The organism is Streptomyces sp. NPDC093252 (genome assembly GCF_040683675.1).
Taxonomy (GTDB): Bacteria; Actinomycetota; Actinomycetes; order Streptomycetales; family Streptomycetaceae; genus Streptomyces.
Map to the genome: position 1 here is coordinate 74,093 of NZ_JBFBEM010000024.1, position 16,252 is coordinate 90,344.

General features: G+C 70.5%; 5 protein-coding genes. 4 read left to right on the forward strand and 1 reads right to left on the reverse strand.

Annotated elements, in window-relative coordinates:
- Positions 1–918 precede the first annotated feature (918 nt).
- The 3 genes from AB0O01_RS35245 to AB0O01_RS35255 all read left to right on the forward strand — a co-directional run bounded on the left by AB0O01_RS35245 (position 919) and on the right by AB0O01_RS35255 (position 14,558).
- A complete protein-coding gene (locus AB0O01_RS35245) occupies positions 919–7,122 on the forward strand; it encodes a DNRLRE domain-containing protein (RefSeq protein ID WP_365320032.1) in 6,204 nt (2,067 codons plus the stop codon).
- Between the two features lie 130 nt (positions 7,123–7,252).
- On the forward strand, positions 7,253–7,777 hold the full coding sequence (locus tag AB0O01_RS35250; RefSeq protein ID WP_365320023.1) for a hypothetical protein: 525 nt from the start codon (positions 7,253–7,255) through the stop codon (positions 7,775–7,777).
- Between the two features lie 1,165 nt (positions 7,778–8,942).
- Positions 8,943–14,558, forward strand: a complete 5,616-nt coding sequence (locus AB0O01_RS35255; RefSeq protein ID WP_365320025.1) for a CHAT domain-containing protein — start codon at positions 8,943–8,945, stop codon at positions 14,556–14,558.
- Between the two features lie 10 nt (positions 14,559–14,568).
- On the opposite strand, the gene AB0O01_RS35260 is transcribed toward AB0O01_RS35255, so the two are convergent.
- Positions 14,569–15,117, reverse strand: a complete 549-nt coding sequence (locus AB0O01_RS35260; RefSeq protein WP_365320027.1) for a restriction endonuclease — start codon at positions 15,115–15,117, stop codon at positions 14,569–14,571.
- Positions 15,118–15,655: 538 nt separating this feature from the next.
- Between AB0O01_RS35260 and AB0O01_RS35265 the strand changes: the two genes are divergently transcribed.
- The coding region (locus tag AB0O01_RS35265; RefSeq protein WP_365320029.1) for a hypothetical protein at positions 15,656–16,252 on the forward strand (597 nt) is incomplete at its 3' end.

Genomic DNA, 16,252 nt, shown 5'->3' on the forward strand with positions numbered 1-16,252 from the left:
GCGAGCCGGAAGCCGCCATACGGGGCACGCCGGGACCGTCACGCCACCCGTCCTCGGCAGCCACTGCCGACCTGCCTGTCGACCTTGCCCGTCGACCGCTCGAACCCGGCCCGCCGCTACGGGCATGCCCGGCCGGCCGGGCAGAGCGGACACGGCTCTCTGAATTCCACATGCAGACAGCACAGCTCTGCCCGTTTCCACCGTTCAATCCTTTTGGTGTTTGTGGACGAGCCAGACGGCGAGGAGTGATCCGGCGGCCGGTGGGATGAAGTTGAGTGATGCTCTCAGGCCCCATTGTGCGGCGGTGAAGAGTGCGGCGAGGTGGATGAGCACCGCGATTGTCGAGACGAAGACTAAGGGGCCTCTGGCGAGCATCGTGTGTCTTTTCTGGGTGAGGCTGGCTTTGCTTGGTATTTACCGGGAGGGTCAGCATGCCGTGTGGTGGTTGTGTGCGCAACAGCAGGTTGTTGCAGGGGACTGAACCGGTGACCCCGTATGCCCCTTTGTGGAGACATTGCGAATCTGGGGTTGATTATTGCCGAGCAGGGCGAACACGGATGTTTCCGTGCCACACACATTGGCTGATTCTTTTCGGCCTGGCTCATCAATATCGCTGACTGCATACACCTGGTTTTGTATACATTACAAACTGTGATGCGCATCACTAGAGGTCCGGGCTGTCATTGCTGTCCGAATTGGATTCTTTGATGATCTTTGCGATCTTGTGTTCCGTGGTTACTTTTCGATTCGTTTACAGCTCCTGCACGTATGAACGAGAAGGAGTGGTTCGTGAGACCCGAAGAGTTTCCCTCTCCCGAGGAGAGAGGGCGGATGTGGCATGAGGAAAGCAGAAGCATCCGCTGGATAGCGGGCGGGCTCGCTGTTCTGCTGTCGGTTTCCCTGATGGAGAGCGCGGCGATGGCGGCGGTGCCGGAACAGGCCGGTGCGGCGGCGGGTGAGGAGAAGAAAAAGGCGGTCACCTCTGCGGCGGACATTCCGTCGGCGAAGGTCGCGGCCCGGTTGTCGGGGCAGCGGGTGGAGGCGCTCAGTGAGCGTACGGAGACGTCGACGACGTGGGTGAACAAGGACGGCTCGCTGACGACGGAGCTGTCGGCTGGGCCGGTGCGTTTCGAGCGGGACGGGAAGTGGGTGAACGTCGATGTCGGCCTGCGGGAGACATCGGACGGGGGTGTGGAGCCGGTCGCGCATCCGGGGTCGCTGAGGCTGGCGGGCCGTACGGGGACGCCGGCGGCGTCGCTGGCGGCGGCCGGGCGGGCGGCGCCGGTGGACCTGGTGACGCTCGGCGAGGGCGACCAGCAGATCACTCTCCAGTGGAAGGGCGGTCTGCCCGAGCCGGTGCTGGACGGCACGCGGGCGACGTACCCGGAGGCGGTGCCGGGCGCGGATGTGGTGGTGGAGGCGACCCGGACCGGGTTCGAGCAGTTCGTCGAGATCAATGAGCGTCCCGCCGCGGACGGCTACTCCTACACGCTGCCGCTGAAGGCCAGGGGCCTGAAGGTGAAGCAGCTCGCGGACGGCAGTGTCCAGTTCACCGACAAGGAGAACAAGCGGCGGGCCGTGATGCCCGCGCCGGTGATGTGGGATGCCACGGTCGACAAGCGTTCCGGTGAGCACACCCGCAGGGTGCCGGTGGCGATGAAGGTGGTGCAGAAGGGTTCCGGCGTCGATCTGGTGATGACCCCGGACGCCGCCTTCCTGAAGGATCCCGAGACGAAGTTCCCGGTGACGGTCGACCCGTCGACGTCGGCGCTGGGCAATGTCTTCGACACCTATGTGCAGCAGGGCGAGACGGTCGACTGGTCCACGGACACGGAGCTGGATCTCGGGAACCCGGGCACGACCAACGCGAACGGCACCCCGCGCACGGCACGGTCGTTCATCTCCTGGAACACCTCGCCGATCCGGGACGCGATCGTGACCGGTGCGACGCTGAGCCTGTTCAACTTCCACTCGGGCAACACCGACTGCACGGCCCAGTCGTGGCAGGTGTGGTCGGCGGGAGCCGCATCGACATCGTCGCGGTGGACCGCGCAGCCCGCCTGGACCGCGCAGCGGGCGTCCTCGACGCAGACCCGCGGGAACCCGGCGTGCACGGCGGCGCCGGACGGCTGGATCACCGCGGACGTGACCACCCTGGCGCAGGAGTGGGCGTCGGCCGCGGCGACCCGGGGGCACATGGGCCTGCGGGCGGCGAGCGAGACGGTCGTCGCGCAGTGGAAGCGGGTCAACTCCGCGAACGCGGCGTCGAACCCGCCGAAGCTGTCGGTGACGTACAACTTCCGGCCGAAGACGGGCACGAAGCAGGAGGCCGGGCCGCCGTTCTTCTCCTACAGCGGCGCCTATACGGTGAACACCGTGCGGCCGGTCCTGCGGGACACGTTCGTCGACGCGGACGGCGACAGGGTCAACGGCACCTTCCAGATCTACGACTCCACCGGCACGACCCAGGTCGGCACCAACATGGTGTCCCCCTATGTGGCGTCCGGTTCGGCGGCGTCGGTGACCGTCCCGGCCGGGGTCCTCACCCACGGCACCACCTACCGCTTCCGCACCAGCCCCTACGACGGCACCCACTACAACACCGGCTGGTCGGCGTGGAAGACGTTCACCGTCGACACCGCCGCCCCCTCCGCCCCGCCCGCGGTGACCTCCACCGACTACCCCTCAGGACAGTGGGTCAAGGGCGCCGGGCAGGCGGGCACGTTCACCGTCACCCCGCCCGCCGCCGACCACCAGTGGCTGGAATGGTCCCTGGACGGCGTGACCTGGACCAAGGTCACCACCGGCGGCGCCGCAGCCGACAAGGCGATCAGTGTCACCCCGCCGAAGAACGGCACCCACACCCTCCAGGTCCGCTCCGTGGACCGCGCCGACAACAGGTCCGAACCCCGCGAGTACGTCTTCCACGCCGGGTCCGGCGGGTTCGTCCAGCCCTCCGAGGGCGAACGCACCGCGCGCCGACTGCCGCTGGTCGCCGAGGCCGCCGCGAGCACCTACGACAGTGTGGCGTTCTCCTGGCGCCGCTCCGAGGCCGACCCCTGGGTGCGGATCCCGGCCGGTGACGTCACCTCCGGCGGCACCGCCCTCACCGCCTGGCCCGTCCCCCTGGTCAGCGGGAAGAACGCGCCGCTGGTGTGGAATGCCACCAGCACCGTCGACCCGGACGGCACCGTCCAGATCAAGGCCGACTTCACCGGCCCCGGCTCTGCCGCCTCCTCCACCGCGCCGCTGACCGTGGTCGTGGACCGCAACGCCGACGGCGCCGCCACCACCGACACCGGTCCCGGCTCGCTGAACCTCCTCACCGGCGACTACACCCTCTCCGAGACCGACGCCTCCTTCTTCGACATGTCGGTGACCCGCACCGCCTCCTCCCGCAGCCCGCAGCAGGGCGCCCAGCAGGAGGGCCAGGCGGCGATCTTCGGCAGTGAGTGGGTGGCCGGAACGACGGCTGAGCTGACCGACTCCGATTACAGCCACTTGCGCAGGATCTCCGACACCGCCGTCGCCGTGGTGACCACCGAGGGTGATGCCCTGCACTTCACCGCCAACGCGGCCCGCACCGGCTGGATCCCCGAGCCCGGCGCCGAACCCCTGACCCTGACCGGCAGCGTGAGCGCGGCGACGTTCACCCTCACCGACACCGAGGGCACGGTGACCACGTTCACCAAGCCCACCGGCGGGAGCACCTGGCAGGTCTCCTCCACCCTGCTGGACGGCCTGACGAACTCCACCACCACCGTCGTCTCCGAAACGGTCACCACGGGCGGCACGACACTGGCCCGCCCCCGGCGGATCATCGCCCCGACCTCGGCCGCCACCGCCGCCACCTGCGAAGCAACCCCGGCCACGAGGGGCTGCCGGGTCCTGGAGTTCGTCTACGCCACGGCCACCACGGCCACCGGCACCGACACCAACGCCCAGTTCGGCGACTACACCGGCCAGGTCCGCCAGATACGCCTGTACTCCACCCAGCCCGGCGCGACCGCGGCCACCGCGACCGTCGTCGCCACCTACCGCTACGACTCCCTGGGCCGGCTGCGCCAGTCCTGGGACCCCCGCATCGGGCAGCAGGCCCAGACCCAGTACGCCTACCACGAAGGCCGCGTCACCTGGCTGGAACCGCCCGGTGAACTGCCCTACACCTTCACCTACGGCAACGCCGCAACCGGCACCGCCCCCGGCGCGGGCATGCTCCTGAACGTCTCCCGCCCCGCCCTCCAGCAGGGCAGCGCCACCACCACCGACGGCGACGCGGTCACCAGCATCGTCTACGGCGTCCCGCTGACCGGCACCAAGGCCCCCCACACCATGGGCGCCACCACCACCGCCGGCTGGGGCCAGCTCGACAACCCCAGCGACGCCACCGCCGTCTTCCCCCCGGACTCCGTCCCCGCCTCCCACGACGGTGACGCCCTCACCTCCGGGAGCTACGGCCGGGCGACCGTCCACTACCTCAACGCCTCCGGCCGCCAGGTCAACACCGCCGAACCCGGCGGCCACATCAGCACCACCGAGTACGACCGCTTCGGCAACACCGTCCGTGAACTGACCCCCGGCAACCGCGCCCTCGCCCTCGGCACCACACAGACCCAGCAGGACACCCTCACCGACCTCGGAATCGTCTCCCGCTCCTCCTCCGAGCGGGCCCACCTGCTGTCGACGACCTCCCTGTTCAACGACACCGGCACCCGCGAACTGGAGGAATTCGGGCCGCTGCGCCGGGTCGACCTCGGCGAGGACCTGAAGGACGGCACCACCGTCCTGGTCGAAGCCGGCACCTCCGTGCCCGCCCGCGCCTGGACGGTCAGGGAGTACGACGAGGGGCGGCCCACCAACGGCACCGCCACCGTCAGGGACCAGGTCACCGTGGAAGTCACCGGCGCCCGGGTCCGGGACTACTACTCGGTCATGGGTGAACAGCGCGTCACCTCGACCCAGTACGACTGGGCCAAGGGCCTGCCCACCCTTGTCATCCAGGACTCCGGCGGCCTCAACCTGACCACCTCGACCGGCTACGACGCCCAGGGCCGCGTCACCTCCCAGTCCCTGCCCGGCTCCACCGGCAGCGATGCCGCCACCCGGATCACCACGTACTGGTCCGGCAGCGGTACCGGCTGGTGCCAGGGCCGCCCCGAGTGGGCCGACGCGGTCTGCTGGACCGGCCCGGCCGGCGCCATCACCGGCGGCGGCTCCAACCCGGCCAACCTGCCCGACACCAGCACCGAGTACGACTACTACGGGCAGCCCGCCACCGTCACCGACACCGCCAACGGCCAGACCCGCACCACCACCACCGTCTACGACGCGGCCGGCCGCCCGGAGACGACCACCATCACCGGCACCCTCGGCCAGGCCGTCCCCACATCGACCACCGAGTACGACCCCGCCACCGGCAAGATCCTCAGAACCGTCTCACCCGGCGGCGGCACCATCACCCGCGCCTACGACCAGCTCGGCCGCCTCATCTCCTACACCGACGCCGACGGCGGACAGACCACCACCGAGTACGACCGCCTCGACCGGCCCGTCAAAACCACCGACACCGCCCCCTCCACGGTCACCTACACCTACGACCACACCGCCGAGCCCCGCGGTCTGCTCACCAAGTCCACCGACTCGGTCGCCGGTGACTTCACCGCCACCTACGACCCCGACGGCTCCCTCACCACGCAGCAACTTCCCGGCGGCTACACCCTGAACGTCACCGAGGACCCCGCGGGTGCCGTCACCTCCCGGGCCTACACCCGTGACAGCGACAGCACCTCCGTCTACACCGACACCGTCACCGAGAACGCCCACGGCCAGACCACCAGCCACCAGGGCTGGTCCGCCCAGGAATACACCTACGACAAGGCCGGCCGCCTCACCGGCGTCGACGACACCGTCGGCGAGACCTGCACCCGCCGCACCTACACCTTCGACCAGCGCTCCAACCGCACCGCCCTGGCCACCTCCACCGGAGCCGCCGGGGCCGCCTGCACCTCCACCGGGGCCACCACCACCAACAGCACCTACGACAGCGCCGACCGCCTCACCAACACCGGATACACCTACGACGCCTTCGGCCGCACCACCGCCCTGCCCGGCAGCACCCTCAGCTACTACACCAACGACCTCGCCCACCAGCAGACCAGCGGCACCACCCGCCAGACCTGGCAGCTCGACGCCGCCCTGCGCTTCCGCTCCTGGACCACCGAGACCGGCAGCGGCACCACCTGGACCCAGACCGCGTCCAAGATCAACCACTACGACGGCGACAGCGACAACCCCCGCTGGATCACCGAGAACACCACCACCGGCGCCCTCACCCGCAACGTCGACGGCACCGGCGGAGACCTCGCCGCCACCACCGGCCAGACCGGCGACACCATCCTCCAGCTCACCAACATCCACGGCGACATCGCCCTCCAACTGCCCCTCGACACCACCCAGGCACCCACCGCCCTCGACAGCGACGAATACGGCAACCCCCGCCCCGACCAGGCAGCCACCCGCTACAACTGGCTCGGCGCGAAACAACGCTCCACCGAAACCGTCACCGGCCTCACCCTCATGGGCGTCCGCCTCTACAACCCGGCCACCGGACGCTTCCTCTCCCTCGACCCCGTCTACGGCGGAAACGCCAATGCCTACGAGTACTGCAGTGCCGACCCCATCAACTGCTACGACCTCGACGGCCGATTCGGCTGGGGCAAGATGTTCGACCGCGTGGGGATGGGCCTGTCCGTCGCCGCGATGTTCGGCTGTGGTCCCTGCGCGGCCGGTGCAGCGGCCATCAGCATCGGCCGCGGGGCCTACAAGATCTCCCGCGGAGACCGCTCCGGATGGATCGACGTCGCGGGAGGCGCCTTCTACTCAGGCGCCAGAGTGGCCAGGTGGGGCGGCAACCGATGGAAGACCCGCAGCGTGCGGGCCAACCCCAAGGGCGTGAGAAACGGACGGGCGCGAGCCAACAAGCGCGCACGCCAGAGAGCAGCCGCCAAGCACAGGAGCTACAACCGGCGCGTAGTGCGCCGGGCCAACCGAGTCGACCGCTGGTACGGATACGGCAGCACCTCCTACTCGGCCTATGGTGAGTGGCGCGACTGGCGCCGCTGAACCCATCAGCGAGATGACGTAGGAATCACCACAGCGCGTGGGGCGGGGCTGCGCGAGGCAGCCCCGCCCCGTCCACTCAGCTCACCTCAGCTCACCTCAGCTCATGCAGGATTCAAGGAGAGAGAGTTCCATGCACGCCCGCCCACGGAGACGTACCCCCGATCTGGCGGCCACGGCCGATGCGTTCGCGTCCCGGCTGCTGGACCGCATCGACCGCCGATTCCACGGACCCGCCGAACAGTCGGGAACCGAGGAACTCGCGGCTGCGTGGAGGCGCGTCCGGGCGAAGCCCGGACGGCTGTCCACCAAGACCAGCGACGAGTGGAGCCATATTGGATCGTTCATGGGAACCAGCGGCTTCGGATGGTTCCTCCTCACCACTCTCATCGGAATCCTGTACCTGGTAAGCCCCCTCGGCGGGTGGGCCGCCGCACTGGTGCACACCGTCATCCTGATCACCGTGTCACTGACCACAGGGCTCGCTGCGACACGGATCGCCGCACACTACGCGGCCACCGCCGCGATCTCCCGGAACTACGCCTCGAACCGGCGCATACGCACCATGACATCGATCCTGCGCAGCCGAACCGTCCTTGCCGTCGCTGCCGTGACCGCGGCCGTCCTGTACATCTCCTTCGGGATGAATCACTCCTGAGCACTCATTTCAGCCCTCGCGGTCTCCCCGAGCTTCCACGCGCAACCCGCCTGCGAAGCCCGCGACCGCGTCTGACCCGCCCGACCGGCCCGAGACGGGCCCAAGGAGTGTGCGGCGCGACAACTCCCGCACCGCCCTGGTCCACCGCTCCACCGCTCCACCGCTCCACCGCTCCCGCACAATTCGCAGAAGCTGAGTCCGATGTACAAGCGGTTCGCGGCGATGCACGCGCCCATCTGGGAATAGGGGGCAGCAAGAAGGCCGCCCCACCGGCGTCTCACCCGTAGAGCGGCCTCCCTGCGCGTGCCACCGTCAGTCGAATCACCGGTCCCGAGCCAGCCCCTCCGTCCGCGAGGTGTCCTCCAGCAGGGCCGCCACCTCGAACCGGCGGGGCCACAGGCGGGCCGCCCACGCCAGTTCATGGGCTCCGGATCGGAGTCGGCCGACTCGATCACCGGCATCATGCCGGGCGTCAGAATCCGCACGGCGCGGGCGACGGCTGGCCGGGGAAGCCGCTCGCCAAGGGCTGTCGCAGCAGAGTCTGCTGCCGGGCCACCGCCGCCACGGTCCCGGCCTCCCTCACCTCCCGCTCCGCGCAGGCGCCGACCGCCCGGGGCGGCTCGCCGAGCGGATCCTCCCGCTGGGGGGACTGTTGCTGACACAGTCATCGCCCGGCCCGCCCTCAACGAGGCGACGGCGCTGGGGACTCTACGTCCTGGGACGGTCGCCTCGCACCGGTGGTGGTCTGCGCGCCGGAGGGGAGTCGTGCCCGAGCGGCTGCGGGCGATTGTTCGGGGCAGCCGGCCCTACCGGCAGCAAGGGCCCATGCCGTGATCGTCGTGATGCCTCTTCCCTTCTCGTCATCCTCCGATGGCAACGTCGTTGAGGCGTACCGTGGCGGTGGGGTCGCGGTCGGCTTCTCCAGGGTGGTGGCGCACAGGGTGAAGGAGACGGAGGACCCGGTGGACAGGCTGGTGTCCGTACCCGCCCGCCGGCTTCCACCGCAAACCGTCGCCCTCCGAGAACGCCCGCCCCGATGCGGTCGGTTGTGGTCGGATGTCTTCCTCAGCGCCCGAGGCGGGGACCGGTCGGCCGACGCGGACCGGACCCTCGCTGCTCGGCGGTCCCGATAGAGTGCCGCCGGTTGCGGCGGGCGGAGGTGTCGGTGCGGGAGAAGTTGCTCACGGCCGTGCGGACGCGGACCGCGCACGCCACCAAGACCGGTGATTCGCGGTGGGTGCTGGCGCCGGAGGCGTTGGAGGAGGCGGGTGCCCTGCTGGCCCGGGTGCTCGGGTCCGACGAGGATCCCGACCTGGAGGTGCTGCGGGCCGTCGGCGAGCTGTACTGGCTGCGGGTTCAGGCGCTGCCGGTCGATGAAGGGGACGAGGAGCTGCGCCTGGCGGCGATCCTCTACCAGCCGGTGTACGAGGCCGACCCGGATGCGGTGCCGGAACAATTGCGCGGCTTGTACGCCGCACGGACCCGTCGCCCGAAGAAGCGCAAGCGCAAGGGTGGGCGGATGGATCCGGCCGCCTGTACCGACCAGGGCGCGGAACTGTTCGACTGGTTCCTGCACAACGGTGACCTGGAGGCGTTGGAGAAGGCTGTTCACCTGTTCCGGACGGCGTTGTCCGCCGTTCCGGAGGACCATCCGATGTACGGGCCGTGTCTGTCGAACATGCATACCGCGGCGTCCGCGCTGGCCGACGAGACCGGCGACGAGGACGTGCTGCGGGAGGCGGTGAGCGCGGGCCTGGCCCTGCTCGACGTCGTGGACGAACGCGCTCCCGAGTACCCGGAACACGCCGCCGAGGTCGGGCTCACGCTGCGGTCCCTGTTCGAGCGCACGGGAGCCGTCAGCGTGCTGCGGAAGTCGGTGGGGCTGTCCCGGTCCGCGGTGGCCGCGACCCCGGAGGACGGAGCCATCCGAGCCGGTCGCCTGTCCCATCTGGGCGTCGTGCTCCAGATGCTGCACCAGCACGCCGGGGATGCGCGGGCCATCGACCAGGCGATCACCGCCGGGCGGGATGCGGTCGCCGCGATGCCGGTCGGCGATCCCGGCCGGGCCACCTGTCTGTCCCACCTGGGAAACACCCTGCGCGTCGCGTTCGAAGCGAGCGGCGACACCGCCCTGCTGCGGGAGGCGGTCGCGGTGGGCCGGGCGGCGTTGGAGAGCACGCCGGAGGACGATCCCGGTCGGGCGGGGAGTATGTCGAGCCTCGGCGGCGCGTTGCAGTTGCTGTACGAGCACACCGGGGACCGCGCCGCGCTGGCGGAGGCGGTCGCCCTCGGGCGCGCCGCGTCGGCGTCCCTGCCCGCCGACCACCCCGCCCGGCCGGCTGTCCTGGCCAACCTCGGCGTGAGCTTGCGGGAGCTGTTCGAAGCCACCGGGGACGCGAACCTGCTCCACGAAGCGGTCGTCGCCCACCGTCAGGCCGACGCTGCCACCCCCGACGCGCATCCCAGCCGGGCCGGCCGCCTGACCAACCTCGGGAACACGCTGCGCGCGCTGTACGACCATTCCGGGGATCGGCAGGCGTTGGACGATGCCGTCGCGGCCGGTCGTCGTGCCGTCGCGGCGATCCCCGACGGCGATCCCCTGCGGGCCGCGAGCCTGTCCAACCTCGGGAGTGCGCTGCTGGCCCAGTTCGACGAGACCGATGATGTACAGCCGCTGAGGGAGGCCGTTTCGGCCAGCCGAAAGGCTGTCGCGGCGATTCCGGTCGATCATCCGTGGCACGCCCGATTCCAGTCCCACCTCGGGATCAGCCTGCACACGCTGTTCCAGCGGACCGGTGATCCCGACAGCTTGCGCGAGGCCATCGCGGCCGGTCGGGCCGCGGTCACCGAGGTGCCCGACGGCCACCCGGAACTGGTTGGCTACGTGACCGGCCTGAGTGCCACCCTGCGCACCGCGTTCACCGCATCCGAAGACCAGCGAACGCTTTCGGATGCCCGGGACGCTCTGGCGGACATCGCGGCCCACGGCGTCGGCGCACGAGATGGCTCACCGGAAGACGATCCGGTCCGTTCAATGATCCGGCCCGATCTCCACGACCCGGCCGCGCAGGATCCGGCCGCGCGGGATCCGGCCGAGGAGACCGGCTCGAAACACAATCCGGACCCGGGGGCGGAACTCGGCGAGGGGCCTGGACAGGGTTCGACGAGGGATCATCGGATCCGGCAGGTCCGCGGCCGGGTCGACCGGTTCACCACCGCTCCTGCGCCTGAGGTCGTACTCGGCTCCGACGCGGTCGGCGAGGTGGTGGACCTGCTCTGTTCGGTGCCCGATCCGGTCGAGGACATCGAGGTCGCACAGGTCGCGGGCTGGCTGTTCTGGCTGCGGTTCGCCGCCCGTGGCACGGTGGAAGGCGAACCGGAGCTGATGATCGCGCTGGATCTGCTCGCCCCGCTGTACTCGATGGACGCCGGCGCCGTTCCCGAGCTGATCGGCGAACTGTGGGACGCCACACCGCCGGCCGAGCCGGATGGGGCCGCGGTGCTGGCCAAGCTCGGTCGGGCGCAGTTCCGGGATGCGCAGGAGAACGACGACGACACGGTCGCGCTGAACCGGTCCGTCGACCTGCTGCGCCGGGCTGTCGCCATCGCCGGATCCGACCACCCCGACTACGCCCCATGCCTGGGCAACCTGGGCAGCGCGCTGCTGACCCGGTTCGAACGCGGGAAACTCCCGGCCGACTTGTCCGAGTCGATCGAGTTCTGCCGGGCGGCGGTCGGGGCCTGCCGACCCGACGAGCCCGCCCGCGCCGGCTGCCTGTCCAACCTGGGCAACGCCCTGCTGACCCGGTTCGAGCACCTGGCGAGCGAGGCGGACCTGGACGCCGCCATAGAAGCCTGCCAGGCCGCGGTCACCGGCTGGCCCGATCACCCCGACCACACCGCGATGGTGTCCCTTCTCGACCTCGCGGTGCGGACCAGGGCCGCGGTCGGCGATCAGGCGGCCGGGCTGGACCGGGGCATCGAGGAGGCGCGCACCGGCTCGTCGAGCGCACCCGGTGGGCCGGACGCGGACGAACTGAGCGAGCTGCTGCTGGCCCGGTTCGAACGCGCCGGGGATCCGGCGGATCTGGACGAGGCGATCCAGGTGCGCCGGGACGCGGTCGGCACGGCGGTGGACGACTCCGGACGGGCCTCGCACCTATCCGGCCTCTGCGACCTGCTGCGGGTCCGGTTCGTCCACTTCGGAAACACATCGGACCTCAGTGACGCGATAGCGCACGGTCGCGCCGCGGTGGCGGCGACCCCGGCCGGGGATCCCGAGTCCGGGGGCCGGCAGGCCCACCTCGCCAACGCGCTCAGTCGGCGCTACAAGAACACCGGCGATCTCGGCGACCTGGAGGAGGCGGCGGCGCTGGGCCGAAGCGCGGTGGCCGCCACGCCCGTCGACGACTTCAACCGCCTCAATTTCCTGACGAGTCTTTGCGACACCCTCCGCAGCCTGTTCGAGCGCACCGACCGGCTCACGGATCTCGACGACGCGGTTGAGGCCGGGCGGGCCGCGATGGACGCCGCACCACAGCAATCCCCGCACCTCCCGGCGTTCCTCGGCAACCTCGGGGCCGCGCTGCTGGCCCGGTTCCGGCGTACCGGCAGCCTGGCCGACCTGGACGCGTCGGTCGATCTGCTGCGGCGGGCGGCGCTCGCCGTGCAGGCCGCCGGCCCGGACCGGGCGTTGATGCTGGCGAACCTGGGCGCCGCCCTCCAGATCCGCTTCGATTCGATGGGCGGCCCCGAGGACCTGGACGAGGCGATCGACATCTGCCGAGAGGCCGTGCGCGCCACCCTGCCTGAGCACCCCGGCCGGGCGGCACGCCTGTCCAACCTCGCCGGGGCGTTGCAGGCGCGGTTCGGGATCGGCGGCGAGGCGACAGATCTGGACGAGGCGGTGGCGGCCAGCCGGTCCGCGGTCGAGGCGCATCCACCCGGTCACCCGGCCCGGGCACCGGCATGGTCGAACCACGCCCTGGTGCTGCGCGGGCGGTACGAGCACAGCGGCCGGCCTGCACACCTCGACGCGGCGGTGGTGGCCGCGCGCTCCGCGGTGGCCGAGGCGCCCGCCGATCACCCGAACCGCCCCGCGTACCTGGCCAATCTGAGTGGGGCGCTGCGCGACCGGCACGCCCACAACGGTGCCGATGAGGACCTCGACGGCGCGCTCGCGGCGGCGCGGGAAGCGGCGTCGGCCGACGTGGGTCCCCCTCGGGTCCGCGCGGTGGCGGCGGCGCGGTGGGGAGGGCTGGCCGCGGCGGCCGGCCGGTGGGCGGAGGCCGTGGCCGGATACCGGGCGACGATCGATCTCCTGGCCCGGATGGTTCCGCGCCAACTCACCCGCCGTGACCAGGAGTTCCTGCTCGATGACGCGCACGGGACCGGGTCGGACGCCGCCGCGTGCTGCGTACGGGTCGGGTCGCTCGTCCAGGCCGTTGAGCTGTTCGAGCAGGGCCGCGGCCTGCTGCTGAGCCAGGCGCTGGACAGCCGCACCGACCTCACCGCGCTGGCCGAGCGCCATCCGGAGCTGGCCGAACGGTTCGTCGCGCTGTGCGCGGAGTTCGACTCCCCCGCTCCTGCGGACGATGCCGTGGCACGACGTGCGACGGCCACGGCGTTCGACCGGCTCGTCGCGGACATCCAGAAGCTGCCCGGGTTCGACCGCTTCCTGCGCCCACCGGCCGTAGCCGATCTCACGCCGGACGAGGGTCAGGTGGTGATCGTCAGTGTGTCCCCGTACGGCTCCCACGCCCTGATCCTGCCCGCCGACGGCGAGGTCACGGCCGTGCCGCTGCCCACGCTCACGCCCGACGCCGTACTGGCCGAGGTCGGCGACTTCCTCCAGGCGGTCGAGGACACCACCGCCAACTCGGCGCGGACCCGGGCCGCCGCCCAGGATCGGATGACGCGCACGCTCGGCTGGCTGTGGGACACGGTCGCCGGTCCCGTACTCGACGCCGTGGGCATCACCGGGACGCCGCGCGGCGGCGAGCCCTGGCCCCGGCTGTGGTGGTGCCCGTCGGGCCTGCTGTCGTTCCTGCCACTGCACGCAGCGGGCCATCACGACACGGCGTCCGACGCCATGCCGCGCACGGTGCTGGACAGGGTGGTGTGCTCCGTCACCCCGACGCTCCGGGCGTTCGCCCATTCCCGGCGCGCGGCGGATCCGGCCCCGCCTCGTGCCGGTCGGGCGGTCGTGGTGGCGATGCCGAGGACCCCGGGTGGATACGCCGATCTGTCGGGTGCCGAAGCCGAGACGGCGGTGCTGCGCCGGCACTTCCCCGGCCAGGTCGACGTGCGCACCGGCACGGCCGCCACCCACGACGCCGTGCTCGACGCGCTGGCCGGGGCCCGGTGGGCACACTTCGCTTGCCACGGGCGCAGCGACCTGGCCGATCCATCGGCCGGGGGGCTGGTGCTGGCCGACCACCACAACCAGCCGCTCACCGTGATGGACCTGGCCAGGTTCCGGATGGACGACGCCGAGTTGGCGTTCCTGTCCGCGTGCTCCACCGCGCGTCCCAGCGGTCGGCTGGCCGACGAGGCGATCCATCTGGCCTCCGCCTTCCAACTCGCCGGCTACCGGCACGTGATCGGCACCCTGTGGCGGATCGGCGACTGGCAGGCGGTGGACGTCGCCGATCTGATCTACTCGGCGATCGCCGACGGCGCGGGCGTTGCCGAGGCGGTCCACAGCGCGACCCGCCGAATGCGCGACCGATGGCCGGACGACCCCTCGGCGTGGGCGTCGCACGTCCACGTCGGCACGTAGCCGGAGGGTGTCAGGCAGGCTGTCCCAACAGGCAGGTCGCGACACACGCCGCGTGATCGTCGTCGTCGGCGGACAGCACCAGACCCCGCGAGCCCGCCCCACCGCTGCAATGCGCCACGAACGTGGGGCGCGCGGTCGCGGTGTCCCTGGTCGCGAACACGAAGCGGCTCTCCGTGACCGTCACCAAAGCGATGCCATGCGCCGCCGCGAACTCGACCGCACCACTCTGGTACGGCGAAGTGGCGACCATTACCCCCTTGTGCGCGCCGACGCTGAGGATCTTCTGGTGAAGCACCTGGACGAGTTCACGCTTGATCGGATTGCGGTGCAGCTTGGCCTCGACGACCACCAGGAAGGCCATGCCCGCGAACTGGTACCGGACGGTCGCGTCGAAGTCGTACGCACCATCGGCGCCAACGATCTTCTCGTGCACGGTGACCACGAGGTCGTCCACCTCCGACCCCGCGGCGCCCAGCAGCTCCCCCGCGACGAACTCCTCGAACTCCCCAGGTGTGATCGCCGGGTGCGGATAGCGGAGGGTGCGGTCGTCCTCGGTCACGCGCCGACACTACTCCAGGCCGTCACCTTGTCCCCAGGCTTGCTACGTGCCGGGCGCCAAGGCATCCCGTCCACTGAGGCGGGCGAGCAGATCACGGCATCCTTTGTCCGGAAAATGGTGAGGGCTGAGCTCGGGTGGAGAGATCACCGACGGGGGCGCGGGAAACCGACCAGCCTCCCGGCGATGAACTCCTCCAGCCCGACAGCAGGGACACGGACGCGGGAGCGTTCGGTATACGGGACCCACCGTCGTCCCTTTCCCGGCAGCCGGCCGACTGCGAACGACTTCAAGGGTCCGGACGATCCCCGATTTCACCAACCGGGGATCGTCGGCTACAACTGCGCCGCACTGCTCTGCCTCCGATTCAGGGAGAGCAGGGCCGCAACCATCCGTCAGGGCAATCAGCCGTAAATTGAATGCCGTTGATGGCGGGATTGCGACGCCGCGTTTCCCCTTCGTGCACGGTTGATTGTCCGGACGAATCCGCCCGCCCGCAGCGGCGCGGCCACGTCCAATTTCGGAACTAGCCTCTCTCACCATGGTTTCGGATGAGTTGAATGGTCTGTTCCTGGTGCTGACGGGTTCGGAGATGCCGAATCTGGATCCGAAGCTGATGCTGGAGTATCTGTCGGTTCCGCAGCGGGAGCTGGACAGGCAGCTCGGTGAGGTGCAGGGGCTGGTGGTGCAGGTCGCGCAGTCGGTGTCGGGGACGTCGAACGGGGAGTTCTCGGGCGCGTACCACGAGGCGATGCTGACGCTGGCGTCGCCGGAGGGCATGTCGCTGCTGGAGGGGCTGCGCCAGGCGGCGCGGGAGCTGGCGGACTATGTGGACGAGTCCGCGTATCAGGTCGAGTACACGAACCTGATGATCGTGTTGCAGTTGATGATGTTCGTGGTGGAGTTCGCGCTGACGTTCATCACGGCGATCTGGGACCCGGCGGGTGCGCTGCTGAGGCAGTCGTTCCTGCGGGCGTTCTACAGGATGGTGCTGAAGTCCCTGGTGGCGCGGGTGCTGGCGTCGGTGGCCGTGCAGGAGGTGGTCCAGGTCGGGCTGGCGGTGGCGCTGGACCGGGTGGCGCAGTGGATGCTGGCGCGGGAGGGGAAGCACACGGTCCGGGGGGACTCGTATCTGACG

Excerpts from the sequence above, each read along its gene's own strand:
- AB0O01_RS35245 (WP_365320032.1), top strand. The coding sequence starts at position 919 with ATGGCGGCGGTGCCGGAACAGGCCGGTGCGGCGGCGGGTGAGGAGAAG.
- AB0O01_RS35250 (WP_365320023.1), top strand. The coding sequence starts at position 7,253 with ATGCACGCCCGCCCACGGAGACGTACCCCCGATCTGGCGGCCACGGCC.